Below are 26,904 nucleotides of genomic sequence, written 5' to 3'. Positions count from 1 at the left end.
TCGTCCTCAAACGCCGGACGGGCTGGATTTCGTGCCAGGGGCAAAACCCCCGGCACGACGCCCCCGCGCCGTGCGGGAGAATGACTCCATGACCCTCTTCCGCGACGACGGCATCGTGCTGCGCACCCAGAAGCTGGGCGAAGCGGACAGGATCATCACCCTCCTCACCCGTACCCATGGCCGCGTCAGGGCCGTGGCCCGCGGAGTCCGCCGCACCAAGTCCAAGTTCGGCGCCCGCCTGGAGCCGTTCTCGCATGTGGACGTGCAGTTCTTCGCGCGCGGCGGCGAACTCGTCGGCCGGAGCCTGCCGCTGTGCACCCAGAGCGAGACCATTGCCGCGTACGGCAGCGGCATCGTCACCGACTACGCCCGCTACACCGCCGGCACGGCCATGCTGGAGACCGCCGAGCGGTTCACCGACCATGAGGGCGAGCCCGCCGTGCAGCAGTACCTGCTGCTCGTCGGCGGGCTGCGCACCCTCGCGGCGGGGGAGCACGCCCCGCATCTGATCCTCGACGCGTTCCTGCTGCGCTCCCTCGCCGTCAACGGCTACGCGCCGAGCTTCGACGCCTGCGCCCGCTGCGGGATGCCGGGGCCGAACCGGTTCTTCTCCACCGCGGCCGGCGGCGTCGTCTGCGGTGACTGCCGGGTGCCCGGAAGCGTCGTACCCTCCTCGGAGGCGATCGGGCTCCTCGGCGCGCTGCTGACCGGGGACTGGGCCACCGCGGACGCGTGCGAGGCGCGGCACGTCAGGGAGGGCAGCGGCCTCGTCGCCGCCTATCTGCACTGGCATCTGGAGCGGGGCCTGCGCTCGCTCCGCTACGTCGAGAAGTAGCCGAGAAGTAATGAGGTACGAGGAGTAGTGGCAGTCATGGCACGACGCGGGCTTCTGGGCCGCCCCCGACGCGATTACCGCACCCCTGAGCCGCACCCCTCCGGGGCGCGTCCGCCCAAGATCCCCGGTGAGCTGGTGCCGGGGCACATCGCCATCGTCATGGACGGCAACGGCCGCTGGGCCAAGGACCGCGGTCTGCCGCGCACCGAGGGGCACAAGGTCGGCGCCGAGCGCGTGCTGGACGTGCTCCAGGGCGCCATCGAGATGGGCGTCGGGAGCATCTCCCTGTACGCCTTCTCCACCGAGAACTGGAAGCGCTCCCCGGACGAGGTGCGCTTCCTGATGAACTTCAACCGCGACTTCATCCGCAAGACGCGCGACCAGCTCGACGAACTCGGCATCCGCGTCCGCTGGGTGGGCCGCATGCCCAAGCTGTGGCGGTCGGTCGCCAAGGAGCTCCAGATCGCCCAGGAGCAGACCAAGGGCAACGACCGCCTCACGCTGTACTTCTGCATGAACTACGGCGGCCGCGCCGAGATCGCCGACGCGGCGCAGGCGCTCGCGGAGGATGTGAAGGCGGGCCGGCTCGACCCGTCGAAGGTCAACGAGAAGACGCTGGCGAAGTACCTCTACTACCCGGACATGCCGGACGTGGACCTCTTCCTGCGCCCCTCCGGCGAGCAGCGCACCTCCAACTACCTGATCTGGCAGAGCGCGTACGCGGAGATGGTCTTCCAGGACGTGCTGTGGCCGGACTTCGACCGCCGCGACCTGTGGCGGGCCTGCCTGGAGTACGCGCAGCGGGACCGCCGCTTCGGCGGGGCGATCCCCAACGCGGTGCCGGAACAGCAGGGTTGAGCACCCGGGACTGCGTCCGGCCCTCAGAGGTTCCGGGCGCAGTCCCCGCAGGTGCCGAAGATCTCGACGGTGTGGGCGATGTCCACGAAGCCGTGCTCGCGGGCGATGGAGTCCGCCCATGTCTCGACGGCCGGGCCCTCGACCTCGACGGCCTTGCCGCACATCCGGCACACCAGGTGGTGGTGGTGCCCGCTGGAGCAGCGCCGGTAGACGGCCTCGCCCTCGCTGGTGCGCAGCACGTCGACCTCGCCCGCGTCGGCGAGGGACTGGAGGGTGCGGTAGACCGTGGTCAGCCCGACGGAGGCGCCGCGGTGCTTGAGCATGTCGTGGAGTTCCTGCGCGCTGCGGAACTCGTCCACCTCGTCGAGCGCTGCCGCCACGGCGGCCCGCTGCTTGGTGGAACGGCCGCGTACCGGGGGACCGGCGGTCGCCACAGTTGCCTCCTACAAACTCGGCTGAACACCCGACGCACGGGTTTTTCGGCGTGTCCGGCCAATTGTGCCAGGCCCGGAGGGCGGTCAGGGTGTCGTGATCCACAGGATCAGGACGGTTCCCGAATTGCAGGTTTGGGTACCCTTACTCGCCCTTCGACCAGGGGTTTCCCCGCCCCCCCCTCAGACCCGTACGTCGTCGGGGGCGGTCGCTCCGCCCTGTTCCTCCAGGGTGCAGCGCTCCTCGTCCGCGACCTTGCGTGCGCGGGATTTGGCCAAGGGCGCGGCGATCGCGGTCAGGACGACGAACACGCCGATGGCGAGCAGCACGATGGTGGCGCCGGGCGGGACGTCCACGTAGTACGAGGTGGTGGTGCCCGAAAGGGTCACCAGCACGCCGATGCCCACCGACAGGGCCAGCGTCGTGGCGAAGCTGCGGGCGATCTGCTGCGAGGCGGCGACCGGGATCACCATCAGGGCACTCACCAGCAGCAGGCCGACGACGCGCATGGCGACGGTGACGGTCAGCGCGGCGGTGATCGCCACCAGGAGGTTGAGCAGCCGCACCGGAAGCCCGGTGACGCGGGCGAACTCCTCGTCCTGGCAGATGGCGAAAAGCTGTCGTCGCAGGCCCAGTGTGGCCAGGATCACGAATGCGGCGAGTATGCAGATGGTGACGAGATCCTGCTGGGAGACCGTGGTCAGCGAGCCGAAGAGGTAGGTGACCAGGTTGGCGTTGGAGCCGCCGTTCGACAGGTTGATCAGCATCACGCCACCGGCCATGCCGCCGTAGAAGAGCATGGCGAGGGCGATGTCGCCGCGGGCCTTGCCGTAGAAGCGGGTCAGCTCCATGACCACCGCACCGGCCACGCAGACGACCGCCGCCGCCCACACCGGGCTGGTGTTGAGCAGGAAGCCCAGGCCCACGCCGGTGAGGGCGACATGGCCGATGCCGTCGCCCATCAGCGACTGGTGGCGCTGGACGAGGTAGATGCCGATCGCGGGGGCGGTGATGCCCACGAGGAGCGCGGCGAGCAGCGCCCGCTGCATGAATGCGGCGTCGAGGATGTCCATCAGCTCAGCAGCCCTGTCCGAGTCGGTTCCGCCGCCGGTCCGGCGTGCGGGTGTACGTGGTCGTGGCCCGGGAGCGCGTGCTGGCCCACGGCCTTCGGCGGCGGGCCGTCGTGGACGACGCAGCCGTCGCGGAGCACGACCGCCCGGTCGATGAGGGGCTCCAGCGGGCCCAGTTCGTGGAGGACGAGGAGCACGGTGGCGCCCCGGGCGACCTCCGCGCGCAGGGCGTTCGCCAGGACCTCCTGGCTGGCGAGGTCCACGCCGGCCATCGGCTCGTCCATGATCAGCAGCTCCGGCTGCACGGCGAGCGCGCGGGCGATCAGCACCCGCTGGTGCTGGCCGCCGGAGAGCGCGTTGACCGAGTCCTTGAGCCGGTCGGCCATGCCGACCAGCTCCAGCGCCGCCACCACGGCCTCGCGGTCCGCCTTGCGGGGCGGTCCCAGCTTGGTGCGGGCCAGCCGCCCGGCGGCGACGACCTCGCGCACGGTGGCGGGGACGCCGGCCGCGGCGGTGGTGCGCTGGGGGACGTATCCGATGCGCGCCCAGTCGCGGAACCTGCGCTTCGGGGTGCCGAACAGCTCCAGCTCGCCGCCGGTGAGCGGGACCTGGCCGACGATCGCCCGGACCGCCGTGGACTTTCCGGAGCCGTTGGCGCCCAGCAGGGCGACGACCTCGCCGCGGCCGACCGTGAGGTCGACGCCGCGCAGGACGGGCCGCGAGCCGAGTGTCGCCGTGGCTCCGCGCAGGGATATGACGGGCTGCTCCATCACTGACTCCTCCGTCACTTGGTGCCGAGCGCTTTCTGCAGGGCCGCGAGGTTGGACTCCATGACCTCGAAGTAGTCGTGGCCCTTGGACTCGTCGGTGATGCCCTCCAGCGGGTCGAGGACGTCGGTCTTCAGCCCCAGGTCGCCGGCGAGGGTCTTCGCGGTGGCGGGGCTGGCGATCGTCTCGAAGAACACCGTGCTGACGTGGTGGTCCTTCGCCAGCTTGTGCAGGTTCTTGATCCGGGCGGCGCTGGGCTCGGACTCCGGGTCGATGCCGCTGATGGACTCCTCGGTGAGGCCGTAGCGCTCGGAGAGGTAGCCGAAGGCGGCGTGGGTGGTGATGAAGGTGTCCGAGGCGCGGTTCCGCAGCCCGTCCGCGAACTTCTTGTCGAGGTCGCCGAGCCTCTTCGTCAGCGCGGCGGCGTTCTTCTCATAGTCCGCCCGATGGGCCGGGTCCGCCTCGGCGAGGGTCTTGGCGACGCCCTTGGCGACCTCGGCGTACTTCACGGGGTCGAGCCAGATGTGCGGGTCGGCGCCGTTCTCGTCGCCGTGGTCGTGGCCCTCTTCCTCGCCGGAGTGGTTGTCGCCGGTGCTGTGGTGATGGCCGTCAACCTCGTTGCCGTGCTTCTCCACGGAGGTGAGGGAGGCCGCGTCGACGACGTGCTTCGCGCCGGACTGCTCGACCGCCGTGTCCACGGCGGGCTGGAGGCCCTTGAGGTAGACGACCGCGTCGGCCTTCTCCAGGGCGGCGACCTGCTTGGGCCGGAGCTCCAGGTCGTGCGGTTCCTGTCCCGGCTTGGTGAGGCCGGTGACATGGACGTGGTTCCCGCCGATCTGCTGGGCGAGGAACTCCATCGGGTAGAACGACGCGATCACGTCGATCTGGCCGTCCTTGTGACCCGCGTCCTCGTCCGACGAGCAGGCCGAGAGCGAGACCAGACCGAGGGCGGCCGCGAGGGCGGCGACGGCGGTTATTCGGGCCTTCCGGATCTTCCGGGATATTCGGGGGGCTCGGGAGTCGGGGCGGGGACAGCTGACGTTCATGACATCCATTTTCAACAAAAGTGGAAACGATTGTCAACAAGGGGGGTGGGGAGGGGAGCGGGAGGGAGCGGTCCCGGCCAAGGACCGGCACCGATTTGATGAGGGGGGGTGTCGCGCCGGTAACCTGAAGCATTCGCTGTCCGTCGTCGCAATGAAGAGAGCACCGTGGCCGCCGACAAGATCGACACCATCGTCAGCCTGAGCAAGCGCCGTGGCTTCGTCTACCCGTGCAGTGAGATCTATGGCGGCCAGCGTGCCGCCTGGGACTACGGGCCGCTGGGCGTCGAGCTCAAGGAGAACATCAAGCGCCAGTGGTGGCGCTCCATGGTCACCTCGCGCGACGACGTGGTCGGCCTCGACTCGTCGGTGATCCTGGCCCGTGAGGTCTGGGAGGCGTCCGGTCACGTCGCCACCTTCACCGACCCGCTCACCGAGTGCACCTCCTGCCACAAGCGCTTCCGCGCCGACCACCTGGAGGAGGCGTACGAGGCCAAGCACGGCAAGCTCCCCGAGAACGGCCTCGCCGACCTCAACTGCCCGCACTGCGGCAACAAGGGCGGCTTCACCGAGCCCAAGCAGTTCTCCGGCCTGCTCTCCACGCACCTCGGCCCGACCCAGGACAGCGGTGCGGTGTCCTACCTGCGCCCCGAGACCGCGCAGGGCATCTTCACCAACTTCGCCCAGGTCCAGCAGACCTCGCGCCGCAAGCCGCCGTTCGGCATCGCCCAGACCGGCAAGTCCTTCCGGAACGAGATCACGCCGGGCAACTTCATCTTCCGCACCCGCGAGTTCGAGCAGATGGAGATGGAGTTCTTCGTCAAGCCGGGCGAGGACGAGCAGTGGCACGAGTACTGGATGGAGCAGCGCTGGAACTGGTACACCGGCCTCGGCATGCGCGAGGAGAACATGCGGTGGTACGAGCACGCCGCGGAGAAGCTCTCCCACTACTCCAAGCGCACCGTTGACATCGAGTACCGCTTCAACTTCGGCGGCACCGAGTACTCGGAGCTGGAGGGCGTCGCCAACCGCACCGACTACGACCTCAAGGCGCACTCCGCCGCGTCCGGCCAGGACCTGTCGTTCTTCGACCAGGAGGCCGGCGAGCGCTGGTTCCCGTACGTCATCGAGCCCGCGGCCGGTCTGAACCGCGCCATGCTCGCGTTCATGCTCGACGCGTACAACGAGGACGAGGCCCCCAACGCCAAGGGCGTCATGGAGAAGCGCACCGTCATGCGCCTCGACCCGCGCCTGGCCCCGGTCAAGGTCGCCGTCCTGCCGCTGTCCCGCAACCCGCAGCTCTCCCCCAAGGCCAAGGGCCTCGCGGCGGACCTGCGCAAGCACTGGAACATCGACTTCGACGACGCCGGCGCCATCGGCCGCCGCTACCGCCGCCAGGACGAGATCGGCACGCCGTTCTGCGTCACGGTGGACTTCGACACGCTCGACGACAACGCGGTCACCGTGCGCGAGCGCGACACGATGAAGCAGGAGCGGGTGTCGCTCGACCAGATCGAGGGCTACCTGGCGGGGCGCCTGATCGGCTGCTGAGGTTTTTCGACCTCTTCCGGAGGCCCGGGTCCCCCGAGGGACCCGGGCCTCCGGGCTTTCTCAGACCTGCCAGCCGGCGGTGTCGAGCTCGAAGTCGAAGGGCGCGGGGATGCGGATCTTCTCGCCGAACTTGACCCAGGTCTTCGCCCGGTAGCCGTTGTCGGGGGTCGGCTCCGAGTGCACGGTGACGATGCCCTGCGTCATGTCGATCAGGACGTGCACCGGCACTCCGCCCCTGCCGTAGACGTCCGCTTTGTCGGTGAGGTCGACGAGCCGTGTCGAGGCCGATGTCTGCTCGGCGACGAGGGACAGGGCGGAGCCCGGCAGGAGGATCCCTTCGACGGCGTCGGTGACGGCGGTGTCCGCGACGTGGAGATCCGGACCGTAGCCCCTCTCCGGCGGGGGGGAACACGAAGAGGTTTGGTGTCGTCCGGGCGCGATGACCTTCCGGCGTGTGGGGCATCAGCTGGTCCTGAAGGGCATCGAGGATCCGGTTGTAGCGGCCCTTGGGCCACGGCGACATGACGATCTTCCCCCCGATGATTTCCGCCCGGTAGCCGTCGGGCAGGGTGTCGTTGGCCCGCTCCAGGTCGCGGCACAACTTCTCGAAGCTCGGCTCTTCGTCGTCTATCGGCTGGAGCGCCTCGCGCGGAATGTCCACCATGACTGCCATGATGCGCCTCCTTGGCCGAGTGAGCATGGCGGTACACACCGTAGTGACCCTCGCTGACAGTCGGCCGGAAACGGGGTGTATCACCCGCTCGGGTGGCCTGGGGGTGCGCCGGTGGTTGCGTCAGCTCAGCGGCGGGATGCCCAACGACCGCACCAGCTGCGCCACTTCCTCCCGGAAGAGCTTGTCCGGGTCGGTCGTCTGGGTGTGCAGGTGGCCGTAGACCTCCAGGGACACCAGGCCGTGCAGGCGGGCCCAGAGGCGCAGGGCCAGGGCGACGGCGGCGGGCGGGAGGTCGGGGAAGGCCGGGCGGATCTTTTCGACGAGGTCGGGGTCGAAGTCCGACCAGGTGAACTCGCTGCCCTTGTGCAGGCGTTCGGCGTGCGGCCAGGCGGCGGCCGCCAGGGCCGTGACGCTCAGGCAGGCCCGGCGTGCGGCCTCCGGGGCGGCGCCTCCGGTGGGGGCCTCGTAGCCGGGGACGGGGTCGCCGTAGATCAGGCGGAAGCCCTCGGGGTTGTCCAGGGCCCAGGCCCGGAAGGTGCCGGCCCAGGACCGGATCCGGGCCGCCGGGTCGTTGGCGGGGGCCTTCGCCCCGGCGGTGTCCAGCGCGTCGGCCAGCTCGCCGTACACGTCGTTGACGAGCGCCGTGACCAGGTCGTCGCGGGTCGCGAAATAGCCGTAGATCGCGTTGGCCGTCATGCCCATCTCGCGGGCGATGGCCCGCAGTGTGATCGCGCCCGGCCCGCCCGAGGCCATCAACTCCAGCGCCACGTCCTTGATTTCGGCCGTCGTCTCGGCCCGGAGGCGCTCGCGCCGTCCCCTGCTCGCTGTACCTGCCACCCCGTAACTCTACAGCGTCACCGTAATGGGTAGCTGTGCAGAAACTTCACGCCGTATAGTTTTCGCACGGCGTGAGGATCTCTTGCGTCGTCATATCCGCATGCACAGGGGAGAGCCATGCACATCGGAGTCATCGGGGCCGCGGGGACCATCGGCAGCCGCATCGTCACCGAGGCGCTCGAACGGGGCCACCACATCAGGGCGTTCAGCCGTGACGCGTCGCGGCCGCGGGCCGACGAAACGCGGGAGAACGTCACCTGGGCGAGCGTCGACGTCCTCGACGCGGCGAGCGTCGCCGCCGTCCTGCCCGGCCTGGACGTCCTGATCAGCGCCTACCAACCCGGCAACGCCGCACGGGACTTCGAGGACACCGTCCGGCGCTCGATCGCCGATCCCTCGGTCCACTCCACCGCGGCCCGCGCCCTGCTGAAGGCGCTGGAGAGCCACCCGCGGACCCGCCTCATCGTGATCGGCGGTGCGGGCAGCCTGGAGATCGAGCCCGGGCTGGTGCTCGCCGACGCGGAGGAGCGCGTACACGCGACCCTCGACGCCCTCGGGCTGCCCCGCGCCTACGCCGCGGCCGCGCGCGGCGCCCGCGACGGCCTGGACGTCTACCGCACCTCGAACCGCCTCTGGACGTACTTCAGCCCCGCCGAGGAGATCGCCCCCGGCGAGCGCACCGGCCGCTTCCGCATCGGCGGCGACCAGGCGGTCCGCGACGCGGAGGGCCGCAGCCGCGTCTCGGCGGAGGACGCCGCGGTAGCCCTGATCGACGAGGCCGAGCTGCCGCGTTTCGTGCAGCGGCGCTTCACGATCGGGTACTGACGGCCGCCGCCGCGAACGTACGGCGACAGGCCGTCGGGGACACCCCGCTGTCCGCCGTCAGGTGCCGGCGGAAGGAGGTCGCCGTGCCGGACCCGGCCCGGGCGGCGGCCCGTTCCACCGGCAGGTCGGTGGTCTCCGGCAGCCGCCGGGCGCGGTCTGGCCGCTGCCGGGCCGGCCACCGGCCCGGCGGGGCCGGTCACCTCGCCGTCCGGATCGCCGAGGCGCGCGGGGTGTACGTGATCGGCACGGCCCGCGCTCCCTGCGCACGCCCCGTCCCGGAGGCGTCCTCGTCGCCCTCGCCTCGCCCGTCGAGGCCCAACTCGCCGCCGAGGCCGAGGAGATCGGCCGACGCGCCGTCTTCATGGCCGTCGAGGCCGGCCACGCGGGGATGCGGGAGATCGCGGCGCCGGCAGGGGACCTGGTCGTCGTCGGCGATGGGGAGCATGGACGGCCACTCGCGCGGCCGCGAGGCGAGCTGCGTGGTCACGCGTACATCTCCCGGAACGCTCCGTCGGCCGCGGCGGCCTCCGGCAGCCGGTAGTCGGGCAGTTCGAGGCTGGTCGCCTTCTTGCCCTGCTCCAGCATCCAGTTGAGGATCCGGGGGCGGCTGAGCAGCCGGTTGCGGAGGGGGAGGCCGAGTCGGCCGGGGGCGAGGAATGTGCCCGCGGCGCCCTTCTGGCAGCCCTGGGCGTAAGGGCGCAGGAGGCGTTCGTAGCGGGCGAAGGCGGTGGTGTGGTCGCCGTTCGCCGCCGCGAGTTCGCCGGCGAGGACGTACGCGGCGACGATGCCCGTACCGGTGCCCATGCCGCCGATGGTGGCGCCGCAGGCGGCGTCGCCGACGAGGGCGACGCGGCCGTCGGCCCAGGAGGGGACGTCGGCGCGGCTGATGGAGTCGAAGTAGAGGTCGTCCGCGTCGTCGAGGGTGGCGAGGAGGCGGGGCACGTCCCAGCCGACTCCGGCGAAGGCTTCGGTGACGATCGCCTTCTGCTGCTCCGGGTCGTGGCGGTCGTAGGCCAGGCGGTCGGCGGCGAAGACGAAGAAGGCGCGGGCGGTGTCCGGGTTCCGGTGGTCGGTGCCGACGGAGGCGAAGCGGCCGGGCGTGTTGACGCCCACGGATCCCTCGTCGAGGCCGATCCCGGGGTAGTTGGGCAGGCTCCAGACGGCGGCGTAGTGGCCGAGGTGGCGGACGTACCGCTCCTCGGGGCCGAAGGCGAGGCGGCGGACGTTGGAGTGCAGTCCGTCCGCGCCGACGACGAGGTCGAAGGTGTCGGTCCGGCCGCTGCGGAAGCGGACGCGTACGGCGTCGGCGTCCTGCCGCAGCTCGGTGACGGAGTCGCCGAAGACGTAGTCGGCGTACGGCAGGCTGTGTTCGTACAGGACGCGGGCGAGGTCGCCGCGCAGCACCTCGATGTCGCCGCCGGCGAAGTCGGCGGGCAGGTGCAGCCGGGTCCTGCCCCGCTCGTCGACGAAGGTCATGGGGCTTCCGCCGGTCCGGATCCGCCTGAGGTCGTCGAGCACGCCCATGCGCTCCAGCACCGTCAGGTGCGTGGTGCCGCGGAAGTCGACGGCCTGTCCGCCTTCCCGCAGGCGCGGGGCCAGTTCGACGACGGTCACGTCGAAGCCGTGGCGGCCGAGCCAGTACGCCAGCGCGGGACCGGCGATGCTCGCGCCCGAGATCAGGACCTTCTTGCCCATGAATCCACTCCCCATCGATCCGCTCCCCATTAATTGCGTCCCGTGGACGCTGTTTCTTGTTGTGTACGGTAGACGCAGTTTCTGGGCCCGGCAAGGGGAGGATCTGTGGCGGGCGAGCTGATGCGGTTGCTGTGGGGTCCTCACCCACAGCCCAGACGGGGCCCCAAGCCGGCCCTCAGTCTCGACGGGATCGCCCGCGCGGGCGTGGCGGTCGCGGATGCGGAGGGCCTCCCGGCGCTGTCCATGCAGCGGGTCGCGGAGCGGCTCGGCAAGACGAAGATGTCGCTGTACCGCTACGTCCCGGGACGGGCGGAACTGGTCGCGCTGATGGTGGAGGCGGCGCTCCCTGCTCCGGCGGAGCCCCCGGCCGGCGACTGGCGCGCCCGTCTGACCGTCTGGTCCCACGCCCTCGCCGAGGTCCTCGCGCGCCACCCCTGGCTGCTGGAGGCGATGGTCGGCCCCCGTCTGATGGGCCCGAACGAGCTGGCCTGGATGGAACGGGCCCTCACCGCCCTGGACGGCACGGGGCTCACGGGCGCCGAACGTCTCGACGCGGTAGCCCTGTTGGCCGGACATGTCCGCGGCATCGCCGTCCAGGCGCGGGCGGCCGGGGCGGAGGGGCCGGAGGCCCAGATCGTGGCGGCGCTCGGCGAGGTGCTCCGGGAGCACGGCGACGGCTATCCGTCCGTGCTGTCCGCGATGGCCTCGGCGGCCGAACCCCACGCCCGGGACCAGGCGTTGGCCTTCGGTCTGGAGCGGATCCTCGACGGCCTGGAGGCGCTGATCGCGCGGCGGGCGGGCTGAGTCCGCGTCCTCGGCCGTCGGGTAGGGTGTGGGGTCTCCGGTGTCAATCGCCGTTCGAGCGCGGTGAGTTGACGCGAAGTGGACGACGGGAGGGCACGTGGACGGACAAGGCGCGACCCCGCAGCGGCCGGACTACGGACTCGACGCACCGCCCGTCGTCGCGGCGTCGGGCGCCGTCGCCGCCGTCGGCGCGGCGTGTGTCGCACGAGGGGTCGCGGTCCGGAACGCCCCCCTGGCGTGGGCGGGCGCCCTGCCCCTGGCCCTCGGGGGATTCACCGCGGCCGCCATGGCCGCCTCCTCGTTCTCCGGGAAGATCAGGCTGCGGGACCGGCTGCTGGACGGCCTGGGGCTCCGCGGGGACGAGAGCGTCCTGGACCTCGGCTGCGGCAGTGGTCTGATGCTGCTGGGCGCCCTCGGCCGGCTCCCCGAGGGCAGGGGCACCGGCATCGACGTCTGGCGGACCCAGGATCAGTGGGGGAGCAACCGCGCCTCCTGTCTGCGCAACGCGCGGGCCCTGGGCGTGACGGACCGGCTCACGCTGGTCGACGGCGACATGGCCGAACTCCCCTTCCCCGACCGGCCCTTCGACCTGGTGACCGCCTCCCTCGCCATCCACAACCTCCCGGAGGCGGAGCGGCGCGCCCGGGTGATCCGGGAGGCGGCCCGTGTACTGCGGCCCTCCGGGCGGCTGTTGATCGTGGATATCGCCAGGACCGAGGAGTACGAGGCCGAGGCGCGGCGCGCGGGCCTCGTCGACGTCAGGCGCTCCGGGCGCAGTGCCCTGGTGTATCCGCCTGTGCGGGTGGTGACCGCGCGGGCGCCGGAGGCGGAGACGGGGTGAAGCGGGCTGTGCGATGACCGCGGGGCGGGTCTGACTCCTCTGGGGCTAGCGAGGTGTACGGACGGCCAGCGCCGTGCACACCGCCGCCAGCGGCAGTTCCAGTGCCCCCGCCGTGATCAGTGCCCGGACGAGGTCCGCCCCCGGTGCCGCCGTCATCGCGTCGAACCAGGCGTCCAGCACCAGCAGGGCCGCCGTCGCCGCGGCGGCGGGGACGCGGCGGGTGTCCCGGCGCAGGGTGAGGACGCCCGTGGTGATCAGGGCGAGGGCCTCCAGCGCGTCCAGGCCGATCCAGACCGCCGCCTCCCGCCACACCGTCGCCAGGAACAACAGCCAGGGGAGGAGGGCGAGTCCGGCGGCGGTCAGGGCGCAGCCGGGCAGGAGGTGACGGCGGTGCGAGGGGCGGGGTGCCGCCGGGAGTTCTGCCGGGAGTCCTGCCGGGAACAGGGGGATGACCTCGGCGAGCGGCTTCGGGGCGGGGGCCTCGGGGCACGGAAGTTCCAGGGCGCGCATCGGGAGGCTCCTCGGGACCGGTGGAAGGGACGGTTCCACGATGGCCCGCGGAGGAGGGGAAATCACTGGCACTGGGGTCCGTCCCGGGGTGGCACTGGCTATACCCCCGACTCGGGCGGCAGCGGCATGGTCCGGCACGCGCCGCGGAAACTACCGTTCTCCGCATGTTCCTGCTTCGCCCCTTCGCCGGTCTGCACCGGCCGCTCGGCTTCCTGACTTCCGGGATCCTGCTCCAGCTCGCCACCCTCCTCCTGATCGCGGTGCCCTGGCTGCCCGGCGGGCCCACCGAGGTGCTGAGTGTCCTCGCCGCCGTCCTCCTGCCGCTCGCCGCGCTGGCCGCGGCGGCGCCGGTGCTGACGGCCGTCCAGCGGGTGCGCTTCCGGCGCTGGCTGGACGTGGCGATTCCGCACCGGGCCCGGCCGGTGAGCCTCACCGCGCTGGTGAGTTCGGAGTGGTTCTGGCGGCAGGTGATGTACCACCTGGTCGTCGGACCGCTGATCGCGCTGGCGGGCGCGCTGACGCTGCTCCTCTGGGCCGCGTCGGCGGTCGCCGCGTCGGTGTACGTGTGGATCTGGGCGCTGCCCCCCGAGGTCCGGCTGGCGCAGTTCGGCTACACGACGCAGGCGGCGTACTTCGCGGCGGCCGGTGTCGCGGGCCTGTACGGGGCCGCGTGGCTGACGAAGGCCCTGGCCCGGCTCGACCTCGGCGCCGCGCTGCCCCGCCTCGGCCCCAGCCGCGCCGAGCAGTTGGCGCGGCGGGTGGCGGAGGTCACCGAGAGCCGGGCCGGCGTCGTCGACGCGGCGGACGCCGAACGGCGGCGCATCGAGCGGGACCTGCACGACGGCGCGCAGCAGCGGCTGGTGTCGCTGGCGGTCAACCTGGGCCTGGCCAAGGCGACGATGACCGATCTGCCGGAGGACGCGCGGCGCGTCATCGACGAGGCGCACCGCGAGGCGAAGGCCGCGATCCAGGAGCTGAGCGACCTGGTGCGCGGGCTGCACCCGGCCGTCCTGGAGGACCGGGGGCTGGACGCGGCCCTCTCCGGCCTCGCCGAGCGCGCCCCGCTGCCCGTGCACGTCCGCGTGGACCTCACCTCGCGGCCCGCGCCCGCGATCGAGGCCGTCGCCTACTTCGTCGTCTCCGAGGCGCTCGCCAACGTCGTCAAGCACGCGCAGGCGTCGGGGGCGGAGGTCACCGTCGAACGCTTCGGGGGGATACTGCTGGTCGTCGTCTCCGACGACGGCGTGGGCGGGGCGGACGCGGCCGGCGGTACGGGCCTGGCGGGCCTGGCCAAGCGGGTCGCGTCGGTCGACGGCACGTTCTCGATCAGCAGCCCCGTCGGGGGCCCGACCGTTGTGACTGTGGAGCTGCCGTGCGCGCCGTGATCGCCGAGGATTCCGTCCTGCTGAGGGTGGGCCTGGTGAAGGTCCTCGAAATGGCGGGATTCGAGGTGGTCGCGGAGGTGGGCGACGCGGAGGCGCTGCTCGCGGCGGTGGAGGAGCACCGCCCCGGGATCGTGGTGTCCGACGTCCGCATGCCGCCGGGCTTCACCGACGAGGGCGTCCGCGCCGCGCTCGTCGTCCGCGCGCAGTGGCCGGACACGGCGGTGCTGCTGCTGTCGCAGTACGTGGAGGAACGGTACGCGGCGGACCTGCTGACCGGGGACACACGGGGCGTCGGCTATCTGCTCAAGCAACGCGTCGCGGACGTCGAGGAGTTCGTGGACGTACTGCGGCGGGTGGCGGCCGGCGGCACGGCCCTGGACCCGCAGGTCGTCTCGCAGCTGCTGCTGCGCCGCCACAGCGACCCGCTGGACCGGCTGACGCCGCGGGAGCGCGAGGTGCTGGAGCTGATGGCGGGCGGCCGGTCGAACGCGGGGATCGCGGAGCGGCTGGTGGTGAGCGAGAGCGCGGTGGCGAAGCACATCAACAACATCCTGGCGAAGCTGGATCTGCCGAAGGCGGAGGGGGATCATCGGCGGGTGCTGGCGGTGTTGCGGTTCCTGGGGGTGTAGGGGGGAGCGCTGTTCAGTCGGGACCCGCCCAGTAGCGGCGCGCTTCGCGCTCACCGGGGGAGTGGCGGGCCAGGCTGCGGAGGAGGTTGGGGAAGGCGAAACAGAAGAGGGGGAGCGCGATGGCGACTTCGAAGGCGCCGAGGAGGGCCAGCGCCACGGCCGCGACGCTGCCCAGCGCGATCGCGGTCGTCTTCAACGCTCGGCTCTTCGGTTCCCAGAACGCGTCCTTCCCGTCGGCCTCCCGGATGCCGTTGACCGCCACGCACACCGCACCGGCGCATGCCGGGGTGTACAGGACGAGGGCGATGGCCAGGACGAGCGTGCTCTCCTCGGCCATGCCCCAGAGGAAGCCAGCCGCCATGACGCCGGTCAAGGCCGTCAAGAACAGCCAGAACAGGGCCAGTCTGCACCTGCGCCACCAGTAGGGCAGGCCCCGGGCCACCCAGGTGGTGCCGATCCCGGGTACGGAGTGGGGGAGCAGGGGCGGCCGCTGGTGTCTGCGGGGACGTTTCTTTTTGGTCATGCCCGCCCTCGGAGGTAACGGCGAACCGCTGGACCGGCTGCTGGACGTGGGGTGTTCATAGGGCGACGCGCAGCACCACGTACACCAGGAAGAAGCCGAGGGCCGACCAGAAGAGCCCCCTGGCCAGCCGTCGTTGGATCGTCCGGCTCCGCTTGTACCGCTCCGTCCGCCATGCGGCACCGTGGATGATCCCTGGCCCGCCCAGGCACATCAGCAACAGTGCGGCCAGGAGACCGGCGAACCAGCCGCACGCGTTCACGCGGTCGATCTTGTAGCACACACCGAGGAAGTCACAGGAAGCGGTGACGCTCCGGCCCGTCTCGTAGTCACGGTCGATGTCGAGGCCTTTTCTCGCCTCACCGCTGCCCGAGGGGCGGAAGGTGCCCGAGCAGTGGACGCTGTCCGCGCCGCGCCCGCCGCCGCGCTGCGTCGTCGACAGGTGCTCGCACTGCTCGACCGTGAAGGTTCCGCGCGTTCCGAGTGCTCCCGACGCGTGACTTGAGATGCCGGCTCCGAACACGCCGAGCACCAACCCGGCCAGGACGAGCAGGACGCCACCGAACCGCACCGCCGCGCCTGATGTCCCGCGCACGGTCGATGGGTTCCCGGTACGTCGCTTGCTAGCCGAAGATGCCATGCCAGACTTTCTTGGCGCCGTTCTTGATACCGCTGCCCACATGCTTCGCGGTTTCCACCGTCTTGTCCCTCATCGCCACCAGGTCGTTGTCCACCCATGCCGTCCCGGCGTCGGCGAGGCTGTGCCCGATACCGCTGACGACGCCGTACTTGTGAATGTTGCTGCCCCAGTGGGCGTTATGGGTGAGTTCGTAGCCGAAGGTTCCCACGCCGTAGCCGAGGGCGACACCGCCCACCACACCCACGGCGATCATGGGGTTGGAAGCCGAGGCGCCGATGATCGCTCCCTCGGCCCAGGCACCCGCCGCCATTCCCGCCGCCGCCGGGGTCGCGTCCCGCGCGAACGCCTCCTGGTACGACCAGCCTCGCGTCCTGTGGTCGTCGTACATCTGGAGGCCGACCATGGCTCCGGTGAGCGCCGTACTGGCTGCCCCCAGCTTGTTCAGCGGTCCGGCACCCCTGACGCGGTAGTCCTCCGCGATCTCGCCGATGGTGGTCCGCGCGGGGCCGCTGCCCTTGGTCCTGCTCTCCCATCCCTCGACGGAAGCGGTCCGAAGGCGCTGCTTACTGAGCTCGGCACGGGCCGCGCGGCGCTCCTGCAGACGCTCGTTCCACGCGTCGCTGCCCTTGGGGAGCTTGTTGTGACCGCGTTTGAGGTCCTTGACCTCTTGTTTGAGCGCTTCCAGCTTCTTCGCGCTCTCCTGGGTGAGCGCGGCAGGAGTGGTGTAAAGGCCCCGCATCACCTCGGAGAGGGTGCAGACGTCCGCGCCGTTGAGCTGGTTCGGGTCGCCCTTGCCCAGCATTTGGTCGAGGACGGAGTTGAGGCTCCCCGTCGCCAGCTCCCGCGCGTCCTGCGCCCTCTTCAGCGCCGCGTCCCGCCCGCTCTGCCACGCGTCCAGCGCCGTCTGCTGGTCGGCCTTGCCCGTGGCCCCGCCCTGGCTGTCCAGGGTGAGGCCCGCCGCGCGGGCCTTGTCCTGGGCGTCGCCCAAGTCGCGCTTGGCGGCGTCCAGTTCCTCGGTGAGGACGCCGATGACGTCCGAGACCTGCGACATGGCCTCCGACATGGCGGCGCCGACCGTGCCGTCGTGGGCCCACACCGTCTGGAAGGCCGTGGCGCCCTCGCCGCTCCAACCCGCCTCGTGGACGACGCCGTCGACCTTCTTGTTGAGGACCTTGGACGAGGTGTCGTACTTCTCGGTGGCCGAGGTGTAGTCGGTGGCGACCTTCTTCAGACCGGCGATGTCGTCGTCGATCACTTCGCCGCCCTGCCCATCAGGTCCTTGAACACCTTGTCGGTGTCGATGTCCTGGTCGTGGTAATCGGTCGCCGCGGCGCGGAGGTTGCTCCCGTGGGTGTCCACGAGTTTGGTCAGCAGCTCGTGCGCGATGCCGAACGCGTCGCTGAGCTGGGACAGGGCTCCGCTCAGCGCGGCGTCGCCGACGCCGGGGGTCGGCGGGGAGGCCAGGTGCTTGAACTCGCCCAGGTGCAGGGCCTCGCGGTGGAAGCCGCGGCCCGCGTCGTCGATGTGCTCCACGGTGGCCTTGAGCTTGTCAGCCATGCGTGGCCTCCCCTTCCTCGCGGGGCGGCGCGGAGGGCGGGTCGACCACGATGTCGGAGACACCCGCCTCGCCGAGCAGATGGCGCAGGGGGCCGAGCGGCAGCGCCACCCACGGCTGGTCGGGGCCGAGGCAGGCGGCGAGCCGCTCGGAGGAGGTGAACGCCAGGCTGCAGACGGTCCCTTGGGCCGTGTGCCAGGTCTCGAACTCGACGGCGTCCTCGGTGCGCTGCCAGCCGTCGGCGGGTCTGGGTCGCGCGGGGGCGAGGACGACGAGGCCGTCGTCGAGGGTGGGGGAGGTCAAGGGACAACACTCCTGCCGAGCAGCTGAATTTGGACAGGGGGTCAGCCTAGGAAGCTGCTGCGGCATGGGTCCAGGGATTTGGCCGATGTCACAGTGGCGGAAGTGTCAAGGTTCCGTCAGGGGGACGTCGACAGCCCCCGCAGCACCAGGTCGCACACCGTCCCGAACGCCGCCTCGATCCCCTCCTGCCCCCACTCCGCCGCGTACGCCGGGTCGTGGAAGCGGTTCGTCGCGTCCCAGACCGCGCGGGCCGTCGCGGACGGGTCGGCCACGGGCGCGAACTCGCCCCGGCGGACGCCGCTTTCGACGATGCCGGCGATCTGGCCGATCATCGTCGCGATGTGCCGCTCCACCGTGCCGCTGTTCTCGCCGGCCAGGACCATGTACGTCGCGAACAGCTCCGGGTCGTCGCCCGCCTTGCGGCGCTTCGCGGCGAAGAGGGCGGTGAGCCAGGCGCGGAGGCGGGGGGCCGCCGGGCCCTCGGAGTCCGCGACGGCGGACAGTTCGGTGTGCGACTGGTCGAGCCAGCGGTCGGTGACCGCCTCGCGCAGGGCGGCCTTGCTGCCGAAGTGGCGGTAGACGCTGCCGTGGCTGACGCCGAGGGCGCGGGCGACGTCGACGACGGTCGCCTTGGCCGGGCCGAAGCGGCGCAGGACGTCCTCGGTGGCTTCGAGGATGCGTTCCGGGGTCAGGGGCTCGGGCGGCATCGGGGTGCGGGTCCTTTCGGTCGGGCCCGGGTCGGGCCTGTCGGACGACCGTACCCGGCCGCGCCGCCGGGCACGGCCGCGGCCGCCGGGTCAGCGCTCGCTGTCCAGGTGCGCCATCTGCCCGGCCGGGTAGCGGTCGCCCGCCGCCGCGCCGGCCGGGACCGCGGCCTCGATGGCGGCCAGGTCCTCGGCGGTCAGCGTGACGTCCAGGGCGCCGAGGGACTCCGTGAGGCGCTCGCGGGTGCGGGCGCCGACGAGGGGGACGATGTCGTCGCCCTGAGTGAGGACCCAGGCGATGGCCGTCTGCGCGACGGTCGCGCCCCGCTCCTCGGCGACCTTGCGCAGCGCGTCGACCAGGTCGAGGTTGCGCTGGAGGTTCTCGCCCTGGAAGCGCGGGCTCATGCCGCGGAAGTCGTTCGCGGCCAGCTGCCGGTCGCGGGCGAAGTGGCCGCTGATCAGGCCGCGGGACAGGACGCCGTACGCCGTGACGCCGATGCCCAGTTCACGGGCCGTGGGCAGGATGTCGGCCTCGATGCCGCGCGAGACGAGGGAGTACTCGATCTGGAGGTCGGAGATCGGGGCGACCGCGGCGGCCCGGCGCAGGGTGTCCGCGCCCACCTCGGAGAGGCCGATGTGGCGGACGTGGCCGGCCCGGACGAGCTCGGCGATGGCGCCGATCGTCTCCTCGACGGGGACGTCGGGGTCGAGGCGGGCGATGCGGTAGACGTCGATGTGGTCGACGCCCAGGCGCTGGAGCGAGTAGGCGGCGAAGTTCTTCACCGCGGCGGGGCGGCCGTCGTAGCCGGACCAGCCGCCGTCGGGGTCGCGCAGGGCGCCGAACTTGACGCTGGTGAGCGCCTTTTCGCGGTGGGCGGCCGGAGCGGTGCGCAGCGCCTCGCCGATCAGCAGCTCGTTGTGGCCCATGGCGTAGAAGTCGCCGGTGTCGAGCAGGGTGACGCCCGCGTCGAGGGCGGCGTGGATCGTGGCGATCGACTCGGCCCGGTCGGCGTCGCCGTAGAGGGCGGACATGCCCATGCAGCCGAGGCCGAGGGCGGAGACCTGGGGGCCGGTGGTGCCGAGAGTGCGGTTCAGCACGGGAACTCCTTGGGGGCGGGGTTCGACGGGGTACGCCATCGAGAGTGGCGCATGGAATGACAGATTTCAATATCTGTCATTCCATCCCCCGGTCTCGTGCCCTCAGCGCAGCGCCCGCGGCAGGCGCATGCTCAGCACCACGTTCGCCGCCACAGTCACCAGATGCACCCCGAGCGTCACCATCAGCGCGTCCCGCATCCCCAGGGACGCCGACAGCGACAGGAACAGCGAGCCCAGCACCGCCACCCCCAGCGCCATGAAGGACTGCTGGGTGGTGACCATCACCCCGCCCCCGACGCCCGCCTGCGCCACCGGCACCTCGCTCAGCACGATCCGCAGCGTCAGCGGCAGCAGCAGCCCCTGGCCCAGGCCCAGGAGGACCAGCGCCGGCGCCGTGCCCCAGGGGCCCAGCGAGTTCCAGCCCCAGTGGAAGGTCAGCGCCAGCCCGGCGATCCCGGCCGCCTGGAGCAGCGCCCCCGCGGTCACCGCCCGCCGCCCGTACCGCGCACCCAGCCGGGGCCCGACCAGCGAGCCGGTGAAGAACGCGACGGACAGCGGGATCATCGCCAGCCCGGCGTCCAGCGGCCCCAGCCGCAGCCCCTCCTGGAACACCACCGCGATGATGAACATGAAGCCGCCCCAGCCCAGACCGAACGACACCAGCACCGCCAGCCCGCTGCGCACCGAGTGGATCCGCAGCAGCGACGGCGGCACCAGCGGGGTCCGCCCGGCCCGTTCGGCGCGCGCCTCGGTCCGTCCGAAAGCGACCGCCGCGAACGGGAACACCGCCAGCAGCACCCACGCCCACAGCGGCCACCCCGCCGACCGGCCCTCGGACAGCGGCACCAGCAGAGCGATCAGCGTCAGCGACAGCAGCACCGTGCCCGGGCCGTCCACCCGCTGCGGGTGCTCGGAGCGGGTCTCGGGGACGAAGCGGGCGAGGAGCAGCGCGAGCAGGGTGACGGGTGCGTTGACGAGGAAGATCGAGCGCCAGCCCGTGCCCCAGACGTCGGCCGCCAGCAGGACGCCACCGAGGACCTGGCCGAACGCGCTGGCCACGCCCGTCGTGGCGCTGTACAGGCTCATCGCCCGGCCGCGCCGCGCCCCCTCGGTCGTCGCCTGGATCGTCGCCAGCACCTGCGGCAGCATCAGCGCGGACGCGGCGCCCTGCGCGACCCGCGCCGCGACCAGCGTCCAGGCGTCCGGCGCCAGGCCGCAGGCCACGGAGGTCAGACCGAAGGCGGCCGTGCCCCAGACGAAGAGCCGGCGCCGGCCGATCATGTCGCCGAGCCGGCCGCCGAGGACGAGCAGCACGGCGTAGGCCACGCCGTAGCCGCCGACGACCATCTCCAGCAGCGCGGGACCGGCGTGCAGATCGTGGTCGATGGTCGGCAGGGCGACGTTGACGATGAAGAAGTCCACCATCGGCAGCGCGGAGCCGACCAGCACGGTGAAGAGGCCCGCGGGGCCGAGCACGGGGGAGGGGCGGGCGGGGGACGAGGCGACGGGGGCGGGTATTCGGGTTTCGCTCACGCCGTCTACGGTGCCGGAGCGCTCAGCCGGGTACCAGAGTGCTCTTATCCTGGTACAGGAAGTACCTGGTAACAGGCTCGCCCGTCCCGCACCCTGGAGACATGACGACCATGGCCCCCGAGCGCCCCGCCGCCACGGCCACCGACGACGCCGTGCGCCGCGGCGAGCTCGCCGCCTTCCTGCGCAGTCGCCGCGAGCGCATCACGCCCGAACAGGCCGGGCTCGTCCGCGGGCCCCGCCGGCGCACCCCCGGGCTGCGCCGCGAGGAGGTCGCCCAGCTCGCCTCCGTCGGCGTCACCTGGTACACGTGGCTCGAACAGGCCCGGCCCATCCAGGTCTCCGCCCAGGTCCTCGACTCCGTCGCGCGCGCCCTGTTCCTCGACCGCGCGGAGCGCTCCCACCTCTTCGCGCTGGCCGGCACCGCCGACCCGCTGCCGGGCACCGAGCCCGCCGGCGTCCCGCCCGAGCTGCGCCTGCTGCTGGAACAGCTGGAGCCCTTCCCCGCCTGCGTCCAGAACGCCCGCTACGACATCCTCGCCTGGAACTCCGCGTACCAGGAGCTGATCTGCGACCTCACGGCGCTGCGCCCGGAGGACCGCAACTGCCTGTGGATCCACTACACCGGCCTGGTCCGCTACGGCGACCCCCGGGACTGGCAGGACGCCAAGGAGTCCATGGCCGCCAAGTTCCGTGCCGCCATGGCCGAGCATCTCGCCGAACCGGCCTGGAAGTGCCTGCTCAAGCGGCTCCAGGACGCCTCGCCCGAGTTCCGTGAGCAGTGGGCGCGGCACGAGGTCGTCCCGCCCGCCGCCGCCAACCGGCCACGCACCTTCCACCACCCCCGCCTCGGAACCCTCCGGCTCACCTTCAACAACCTCTGGACCGGCCCCCGCCCCGGCACCCGGCTGCTCACCTTCACCCCGGTCGACGACGAGACCCACGAGCGGCTGAGGGCGCTGGCCCCGTCCCCGTCCTCGTACCCGTCCCCGGCGTGACGCGGGCCGCGGCGGCCGACCGCTCGGATGGGGGACAATGGACGGTCGCAGACCCACCAGCGAGGAATCTCCATGACGCAGCTCCAGATCGGCCCGCACACGGTGCAGCCGCCGGTGGTCCTGGCCCCGATGGCCGGGATCACGAACGCGCCCTTCCGCACCCTGTGCCGTGAGTTCTCGGGGGGCAAGGGGCTCTTCGTCAGCGAGATGATCACCACCCGGGCGCTGGTCGAGCGGGACGCCAAGACCATGCGGCTGATCCACTTCGACGGCACCGAGAAGCCGCGCTCGATCCAGCTCTACGGCGTCGACCCGCACTACGTCGGCCGCGCCGTCCGCATGATCGTGGACGAGGACCTCGCCGACCACATCGACCTCAACTTCGGCTGCCCCGTCCCCAAGGTCACCCGCAAGGGCGGCGGCTCGGCCCTCCCGTACAAGCGCAACCTGCTGCGCTCCATCCTGCGCGAGGCCGTCGGCAACGCCGGTTCGCTGCCCGTGACGATGAAGATGCGCAAGGGCATCGACGACGGCCACATCACCTACCTCGACGCCGGCCGGATCGCCGTCGAGGAGGGCGTCACCGCGATCGCCCTGCACGGCCGCACCGCCGCGCAGCACTACGGCGGGACCGCCGACTGGGAGTCCATCGCCCGGCTCAAGGAGACCGTCCCGGAGATCCCGGTGCTCGGGAACGGCGACATCTGGTCGGCCGACGACGCCGTGCGGATGATGCGCGAGACCGGCTGCGACGGCGTCGTGGTGGGCCGCGGCTGCCTGGGCCGGCCCTGGCTGTTCGGCGACCTGGTCGCCGCCTTCGACGAGGACGGGCCGCGCGCGGCGGCCACCCCGGCCCTGCGCGACGTGGCGAAGGTGATGCTGCGCCACGCGGAGCTGCTCGGCGAGTGGCTGGAGAGCGAGGAGCGCGGCGTCATCGACTTCCGCAAGCACGTCGCCTGGTACACCAAGGGCTTCTCGATCGGCTCGGAGCTGCGCAAGCGGCTGGCGGTCACCTCCTCGCTGGCCGAGCTGGCGGAGCTGCTGGACGGGCTGGAGCTGGACCAGCCCTGGCCGGCGGGCGCGGACGGCCCGCGCGGCCGCACCTCGGGCCGCAACCGGGTGGTCCTGCCGGACGGCTGGCTGGACGACCCCTACGACCGCGCGGTCGTGGGCGCCGAGGCGGAGCTGGACACCTCGGGCGGCTGAACCGCCGGTGGACGGCGAACGGCCCGGGACGTCAAGTCCCGGGCCGTTAATGGTCCTTGAGCGCGTCAGACCTTCTTGACGACGCTCGACTTGAGCTTCATGGCGCCGAAGCCGTCGACCTTGCAGTCGATGTCATGGCCGTCCACGGCGTCCACCAGACGGATGTTGCGCACCTTGGTGCCCGCCTTGATGCCGGTCGGGTGGCCCTTGACCTTCAGGGACTTGACCACCGTCACGGTGTCGCCGTCGGCGAGGACATTGCCGACCGCATCCTTGATCACCCCGCCCTCGTCGGAGGACTCACCGGCGGGTGCGCCGGACGCGGGGGACCACTCGTGTCCGCACTCGGGACAGACGAGCAGGGCGCCCATTTCGTAGGTGTAGGCGCCGGAGCACGCGGGGCAGGGAGGCAGGTTCTCGTTCACCCGAAAAGTGTACTTTGCGAGATCCGCCGTTCGCGTGATTCTCGCCACCTCTGATAGGGGTCACGCTCAGATGAGCGTTCGGCGGGGGTGTGTACCTTCCAAAGGGTGGCACTGGGTGCCACCCGGTAATGCTTCACAAGATGATGGCGGAGGGTGGGATTCCTCGACACCCTGTGATGCCTCGGATGTTTTCCGTGAGATCACGTTCAAGATGTGAACGGTTCTCACCGTAAACCTCGACGGGGTAGAAACTTTCGATCTATTGGCAGAGGGGCGGTCGTGGCCTCAAGTCGGTGGAGCAGACCTCCTCAGACGCCTTCGATCTGGGTACGCTCCCCGCCGTCAGGGCAGCCCTCCCCACCGTCGTCCGGGAGGCCCCAACGAAGGAGTCGAGTCCCGTGCCGGTATCCGAAGATCGCCAGAAGTTCGTCTACGACTTCACCGAGGGCAACAAGGACCTCAAGGACCTGCTCGGCGGAAAGGGTGCCAACCTCGCCGAGATGACCAACCTGGGGCTTCCCGTCCCGCCCGGGTTCACCATCACGACCGAGGCGTGCAAGGTCTACCTGGCCGGCGGCCAGGAGCCCCCGGCACTGCGTGACGAGGTCACCGCGCACCTCGACGCGCTGGAGGCCCGGATGGGCAAGAAGCTCGGCCAGGCCGACGACCCGCTGCTGGTCTCGGTCCGCTCGGGCGCCAAGTTCTCCATGCCGGGCATGATGGACACCGTCCTCAATATCGGCCTCTCCGACGACTCGGTGGCCGGTCTGGCCACGCAGGCCGGGGACGAGCGGTTCGCCTGGGACTCCTACCGCCGCCTCATCCAGATGTTCGGCAAGACGGTGCTGGGCGTCGACGGCGAGCTCTTCGAGGAGGCGCTGGAGGAGGCCAAGCGGGCCAAGGGGGTCGCCACCGACGTCGAGCTCGACGCGGCCGATCTGCGCACGCTGGTCGGGGAGTTCAAGGACATCGTCGCCAAGGAGACCGGCCGGGACTTCCCGCAGGACCCCCGCGAGCAGATGGACCTGGCCATAAGGGCGGTCTTCGACTCGTGGAACGGCGAGCGCGCCAAGCTCTACCGCCGCCAGGAGCGCATCCCCGGCGACCTGGGCACGGCCGTCAACATCTGCTCCATGGTCTTCGGCAACCTCGGCCCCGACTCCGGCACCGGCGTCGCCTTCACCCGTGACCCGGCCAGCGGCCACCAGGGCGTCTACGGCGACTACCTGCAGAACGCGCAGGGCGAGGATGTCGTCGCGGGCATCCGCAACACCATGCAGCTCGCCGAGCTGGAGCAGCTCGACAAGGCGTCCTACGACCAGCTGATGCAGATCATGGAGACGCTGGAGACGCACTACCGCGACCTGTGCGACATCGAATTCACCATCGAGCGCGGCAAGTTGTGGATGCTCCAGACCCGCGTCGGCAAGCGCACCGCCGGCGCCGCGTTCCGCATCGCCACGCAGCTGGTGGACCAAGGCCTGATCACCGAGGCCGAGGCGCTGTCGCGCGTCACCGGCAACCAGCTGGCGCAGCTGATGTTCCCGCGCTTCGACGAGAAGGCGAAGACCGATCTGCTGGGCCGGGGCATCGCCGCCTCGCCGGGCGCGGCCGTGGGCAAGGCGGTCTTCGACTCGTACACCGCCGTCAAGTGGTCGCGTTCGGGCGAGAAGGTCATCCTGATCCGCCGCGAGACCAACCCCGACGACCTCAACGGCATGATCGCCGCCGAGGGCATCCTGACCTCGCGCGGCGGCAAGACCTCGCACGCGGCCGTCGTCGCCCGCGGCATGGGCAAGACCTGCGTCTGCGGCGCCGAGGAGCTCGAAGTCGACACCAAGCGGCGGCGGTTGACCGCCCCGGGCGGCGTGGTGATCGAGGAGGGCGACGTCGTCTCCATCGACGGCTCCTCCGGCAAGGTCTACCGCGGCGAGGTCCCGGTCGTCCCGTCCCCGGTCGTCGAGTACTTCGAGGGCCGGATGCACGCGGGCGCCGACGACGCCGACGGGCTCGTCCAGGCCGTGCACCGGATGATGGCCTACGCGGACCGCATGCGCCGGCTGCGGGTGCGGGCCAACGCCGACAACGCCGAGGACGCGTCGCGCGCCCGCCGGTTCGGCGCCCAGGGCATCGGCCTGTGCCGCACCGAGCACATGTTCCTCGGCGAGCGGCGCGAGATGGTCGAGCGGCTCATCCTGGCGCACACCGACGACGAGCGCCAGCAGGCCCTCGACACCCTGATGCCGCTCCAGAAGGCCGACTTCGTCGAGCTCTTCGAGGCCATGGACGGGCTCCCGGTCACCGTCCGGCTGCTCGACCCGCCGCTGCACGAGTTCCTGCCCGACATCACCGACCTCTCGGTGCGCGTCGCCCTCGCCGAGGCCCGCCACGAGCCGCACGAGAACGACCTGCGTCTGCTCCAGGCCGTGCACAAGCTGCACGAGCAGAACCCGATGCTGGGTCTGCGCGGCGTCCGCCTCGGGCTCGTCATCCCCGGTCTGTTCGCCATGCAGGTCCGGGCGATCGCCGAGGCCGCGGCCGAGCGGCGGAACGCCAAGGGCGACCCGCGCGCCGAGATCATGATCCCGCTGGTGGGCACGGTCCAGGAGCTGGAGATCGTCCGCGAGGAGGCCGAGCGCGTCATCGCCGAGGTCGAGGCCGCCACGGGCACGGACCTCAGGCTGACGCTGGGCACGATGATCGAGCTGCCGCGCGCCGCCCTGACCGCCGCCCAGATCGCCGAGGCCGCGGAGTTCTTCTCCTTCGGCACCAACGACCTCACCCAGACCGTGTGGGGCTTCTCCCGGGACGACGTGGAGGCCAGCTTCTTCACCGCCTACCTGGAGAAGGGGATCTTCGGCGTCAGCCCGTTCGAGACGATCGACCGGGACGGCGTCGGCTCGCTCGTCCGCGCGGCCGCCGAGGCCGGCCGGGCCACCCGCCCGGACCTCAAGCTCGGCGTCTGCGGCGAGCACGGCGGCGACCCGGACTCGGTGCACTTCTTCCACGAGGTGGGCCTGGACTACGTCTCCTGCTCCCCGTTCCGCATCCCCGTGGCGCGGCTGGAGGCGGGGCGCGCCGCCGCGCTGGGCAAGGGGAGCAGCGACACCCGCTGACCCCGCACACCGGCTCCCGGCCGGCGGCAGCGGACACCCCGCCCGGGTTTCCCG

General features: G+C 71.6%; 29 protein-coding genes. 11 read left to right on the top strand and 18 right to left on the bottom strand.

Annotation, left to right across the window (positions count from 1 at the left end; translation table 11 throughout):
• Positions 1 to 88 precede the first annotated feature (88 nt).
• Entirely contained in the window at positions 89 to 835 is a 747-nt protein-coding gene (gene recO / locus AB8735_RS13875) for a DNA repair protein RecO (RefSeq protein ID WP_372407604.1), read from the top strand.
• A 36-nt stretch (positions 836 to 871) separates the two neighbouring features.
• Positions 872 to 1,693, top strand: coding sequence for an isoprenyl transferase (locus AB8735_RS13870; RefSeq protein ID WP_344018311.1), 822 nt, complete (start codon positions 872 to 874; stop codon positions 1,691 to 1,693).
• 23 nt (positions 1,694 to 1,716) lie between these two features.
• Here the strand turns inward: AB8735_RS13870 and AB8735_RS13865 are convergent, their stop codons facing one another.
• The 4 genes from AB8735_RS13865 to AB8735_RS13850 all read right to left on the bottom strand — a co-directional run bounded on the left by AB8735_RS13865 (position 1,717) and on the right by AB8735_RS13850 (position 5,008).
• Positions 1,717 to 2,127, bottom strand: a complete 411-nt coding sequence (locus tag AB8735_RS13865) for a Fur family transcriptional regulator (RefSeq protein WP_344018309.1) — start codon at positions 2,125 to 2,127, stop codon at positions 1,717 to 1,719.
• A 180-nt stretch (positions 2,128 to 2,307) separates the two neighbouring features.
• Complete coding sequence (locus tag AB8735_RS13860) at positions 2,308 to 3,198, bottom strand: iron chelate uptake ABC transporter family permease subunit (protein WP_344018307.1); 891 nt, start codon at positions 3,196 to 3,198, stop codon at positions 2,308 to 2,310.
• Complete coding sequence (locus AB8735_RS13855; RefSeq protein ID WP_344018305.1) at positions 3,198 to 3,965, bottom strand: metal ABC transporter ATP-binding protein; 768 nt, start codon at positions 3,963 to 3,965, stop codon at positions 3,198 to 3,200. Before AB8735_RS13855 ends, AB8735_RS13860 begins: the two co-directional genes overlap by 1 nt.
• Before the next feature lie 14 nt (positions 3,966 to 3,979).
• A complete protein-coding gene (locus tag AB8735_RS13850; protein WP_344018302.1) occupies positions 3,980 to 5,008 on the bottom strand; it encodes a metal ABC transporter substrate-binding protein in 1,029 nt (342 codons plus the stop codon).
• A gap of 165 nt (positions 5,009 to 5,173) precedes the next feature.
• Here AB8735_RS13850 and AB8735_RS13845 point away from each other — a divergent pair, with 165 nt between their 5' ends.
• Positions 5,174 to 6,556 carry a glycine--tRNA ligase gene (locus AB8735_RS13845; RefSeq protein ID WP_344018300.1) on the top strand — a complete coding sequence of 461 codons (1,383 nt, stop codon included), beginning with the start codon at positions 5,174 to 5,176 and terminating at the stop codon, positions 6,554 to 6,556.
• A 60-nt stretch (positions 6,557 to 6,616) separates the two neighbouring features.
• Here the strand turns inward: AB8735_RS13845 and AB8735_RS13840 are convergent, their stop codons facing one another.
• The gene (locus AB8735_RS13840) at positions 6,617 to 6,997 is read right to left on the bottom strand and encodes a Uma2 family endonuclease (RefSeq protein ID WP_372411841.1); all 381 of its coding nucleotides are present in this window, start codon (positions 6,995 to 6,997) and stop codon (positions 6,617 to 6,619) included.
• A gap of 352 nt (positions 6,998 to 7,349) precedes the next feature.
• The gene (locus tag AB8735_RS13835; RefSeq protein ID WP_372407601.1) at positions 7,350 to 8,066 is read right to left on the bottom strand and encodes a TetR/AcrR family transcriptional regulator; all 717 of its coding nucleotides are present in this window, start codon (positions 8,064 to 8,066) and stop codon (positions 7,350 to 7,352) included.
• 117 nt (positions 8,067 to 8,183) lie between these two features.
• Here AB8735_RS13835 and AB8735_RS13830 point away from each other — a divergent pair, with 117 nt between their 5' ends.
• The gene (locus AB8735_RS13830) at positions 8,184 to 8,891 is read left to right on the top strand and encodes an NAD(P)H-binding protein (RefSeq protein ID WP_344018294.1); all 708 of its coding nucleotides are present in this window, start codon (positions 8,184 to 8,186) and stop codon (positions 8,889 to 8,891) included.
• Positions 8,892 to 9,087: 196 nt separating this feature from the next.
• On the opposite strand, the gene AB8735_RS13825 is transcribed toward AB8735_RS13830, so the two are convergent.
• Together AB8735_RS13825 and AB8735_RS13820 are read right to left on the bottom strand one after the other, a co-directional pair.
• On the bottom strand, positions 9,088 to 9,378 hold the full coding sequence (locus tag AB8735_RS13825; RefSeq protein ID WP_372407599.1) for a hypothetical protein: 291 nt from the start codon (positions 9,376 to 9,378) through the stop codon (positions 9,088 to 9,090).
• Complete coding sequence (locus AB8735_RS13820; RefSeq protein ID WP_372407598.1) at positions 9,375 to 10,586, bottom strand: FAD-dependent monooxygenase; 1,212 nt, start codon at positions 10,584 to 10,586, stop codon at positions 9,375 to 9,377. The genes AB8735_RS13825 and AB8735_RS13820 overlap by 4 nt, the downstream gene beginning before the upstream one ends.
• Positions 10,587 to 10,691: 105 nt before the next feature.
• Here AB8735_RS13820 and AB8735_RS13815 point away from each other — a divergent pair, with 105 nt between their 5' ends.
• Together AB8735_RS13815 and AB8735_RS13810 are read left to right on the top strand one after the other, a co-directional pair.
• Positions 10,692 to 11,390, top strand: coding sequence for a TetR/AcrR family transcriptional regulator (locus AB8735_RS13815; RefSeq protein WP_372407596.1), 699 nt, complete (start codon positions 10,692 to 10,694; stop codon positions 11,388 to 11,390).
• Between the two features lie 97 nt (positions 11,391 to 11,487).
• Positions 11,488 to 12,231 (top strand): class I SAM-dependent methyltransferase, encoded by a 744-nt coding sequence (locus AB8735_RS13810; protein ID WP_372407594.1) that lies wholly within the window; start codon positions 11,488 to 11,490, stop codon positions 12,229 to 12,231.
• Between the two features lie 45 nt (positions 12,232 to 12,276).
• On the opposite strand, the gene AB8735_RS13805 is transcribed toward AB8735_RS13810, so the two are convergent.
• The gene (locus AB8735_RS13805; protein ID WP_372407591.1) at positions 12,277 to 12,741 is read right to left on the bottom strand and encodes a hypothetical protein; all 465 of its coding nucleotides are present in this window, start codon (positions 12,739 to 12,741) and stop codon (positions 12,277 to 12,279) included.
• 164 nt (positions 12,742 to 12,905) lie between these two features.
• Here AB8735_RS13805 and AB8735_RS13800 point away from each other — a divergent pair, with 164 nt between their 5' ends.
• A complete protein-coding gene (locus AB8735_RS13800; protein ID WP_372407590.1) occupies positions 12,906 to 14,126 on the top strand; it encodes a sensor histidine kinase in 1,221 nt (406 codons plus the stop codon).
• Complete coding sequence (locus AB8735_RS13795; RefSeq protein WP_372407589.1) at positions 14,114 to 14,755, top strand: response regulator; 642 nt, start codon at positions 14,114 to 14,116, stop codon at positions 14,753 to 14,755. Before AB8735_RS13800 ends, AB8735_RS13795 begins: the two co-directional genes overlap by 13 nt.
• Positions 14,756 to 14,768: 13 nt before the next feature.
• Here the strand turns inward: AB8735_RS13795 and AB8735_RS13790 are convergent, their stop codons facing one another.
• From AB8735_RS13790 to AB8735_RS13755, 8 genes are all read right to left on the bottom strand, one after another.
• Positions 14,769 to 15,278, bottom strand: coding sequence for a hypothetical protein (locus AB8735_RS13790; RefSeq protein ID WP_372407587.1), 510 nt, complete (start codon positions 15,276 to 15,278; stop codon positions 14,769 to 14,771).
• 55 nt (positions 15,279 to 15,333) lie between these two features.
• The gene (locus AB8735_RS13785; RefSeq protein WP_372407585.1) at positions 15,334 to 15,870 is read right to left on the bottom strand and encodes a hypothetical protein; all 537 of its coding nucleotides are present in this window, start codon (positions 15,868 to 15,870) and stop codon (positions 15,334 to 15,336) included.
• Between the two features lie 28 nt (positions 15,871 to 15,898).
• A complete protein-coding gene (locus tag AB8735_RS13780; RefSeq protein WP_372407584.1) occupies positions 15,899 to 17,170 on the bottom strand; it encodes a hypothetical protein in 1,272 nt (423 codons plus the stop codon).
• Entirely contained in the window at positions 17,167 to 17,472 is a 306-nt protein-coding gene (locus AB8735_RS13775) for a DUF6317 family protein (RefSeq protein WP_344018271.1), read from the bottom strand. Before AB8735_RS13775 ends, AB8735_RS13780 begins: the two co-directional genes overlap by 4 nt.
• A complete protein-coding gene (locus tag AB8735_RS13770) occupies positions 17,465 to 17,773 on the bottom strand; it encodes an SAV_915 family protein (RefSeq protein WP_344018269.1) in 309 nt (102 codons plus the stop codon). The genes AB8735_RS13775 and AB8735_RS13770 overlap by 8 nt, the downstream gene beginning before the upstream one ends.
• Before the next feature lie 116 nt (positions 17,774 to 17,889).
• The gene (locus tag AB8735_RS13765; protein ID WP_372407580.1) at positions 17,890 to 18,480 is read right to left on the bottom strand and encodes a TetR family transcriptional regulator; all 591 of its coding nucleotides are present in this window, start codon (positions 18,478 to 18,480) and stop codon (positions 17,890 to 17,892) included.
• Positions 18,481 to 18,570: 90 nt separating this feature from the next.
• Complete coding sequence (locus AB8735_RS13760) at positions 18,571 to 19,575, bottom strand: aldo/keto reductase (RefSeq protein WP_372407578.1); 1,005 nt, start codon at positions 19,573 to 19,575, stop codon at positions 18,571 to 18,573.
• A 102-nt stretch (positions 19,576 to 19,677) separates the two neighbouring features.
• Entirely contained in the window at positions 19,678 to 21,108 is a 1,431-nt protein-coding gene (locus AB8735_RS13755; RefSeq protein WP_372407577.1) for an MFS transporter, read from the bottom strand.
• Positions 21,109 to 21,218: 110 nt separating this feature from the next.
• On the opposite strand from AB8735_RS13755, the gene AB8735_RS13750 reads away from it, so the two are divergent.
• Complete coding sequence (locus tag AB8735_RS13750; RefSeq protein WP_372411840.1) at positions 21,219 to 22,103, top strand: helix-turn-helix transcriptional regulator; 885 nt, start codon at positions 21,219 to 21,221, stop codon at positions 22,101 to 22,103.
• Positions 22,104 to 22,175: 72 nt separating this feature from the next.
• Positions 22,176 to 23,309, top strand: coding sequence for a tRNA dihydrouridine synthase DusB (gene dusB / locus AB8735_RS13745; RefSeq protein ID WP_372407576.1), 1,134 nt, complete (start codon positions 22,176 to 22,178; stop codon positions 23,307 to 23,309).
• Between the two features lie 65 nt (positions 23,310 to 23,374).
• Here the strand turns inward: dusB and AB8735_RS13740 are convergent, their stop codons facing one another.
• Positions 23,375 to 23,734, bottom strand: a complete 360-nt coding sequence (locus tag AB8735_RS13740) for a zinc ribbon domain-containing protein YjdM (RefSeq protein WP_344018256.1) — start codon at positions 23,732 to 23,734, stop codon at positions 23,375 to 23,377.
• A gap of 398 nt (positions 23,735 to 24,132) precedes the next feature.
• Between AB8735_RS13740 and ppdK the strand changes: the two genes are divergently transcribed.
• Positions 24,133 to 26,850, top strand: a complete 2,718-nt coding sequence (gene ppdK, locus AB8735_RS13735; RefSeq protein WP_344018254.1) for a pyruvate, phosphate dikinase — start codon at positions 24,133 to 24,135, stop codon at positions 26,848 to 26,850.
• Positions 26,851 to 26,904 lie beyond the last annotated feature (54 nt).

This window comes from Streptomyces luteireticuli (assembly GCF_041519305.1).
GTDB lineage: Bacteria > Actinomycetota > Actinomycetes > Streptomycetales > Streptomycetaceae > Streptomyces > Streptomyces luteireticuli.
This window is presented reverse-complemented; position numbering and strand designations above follow the sequence as displayed.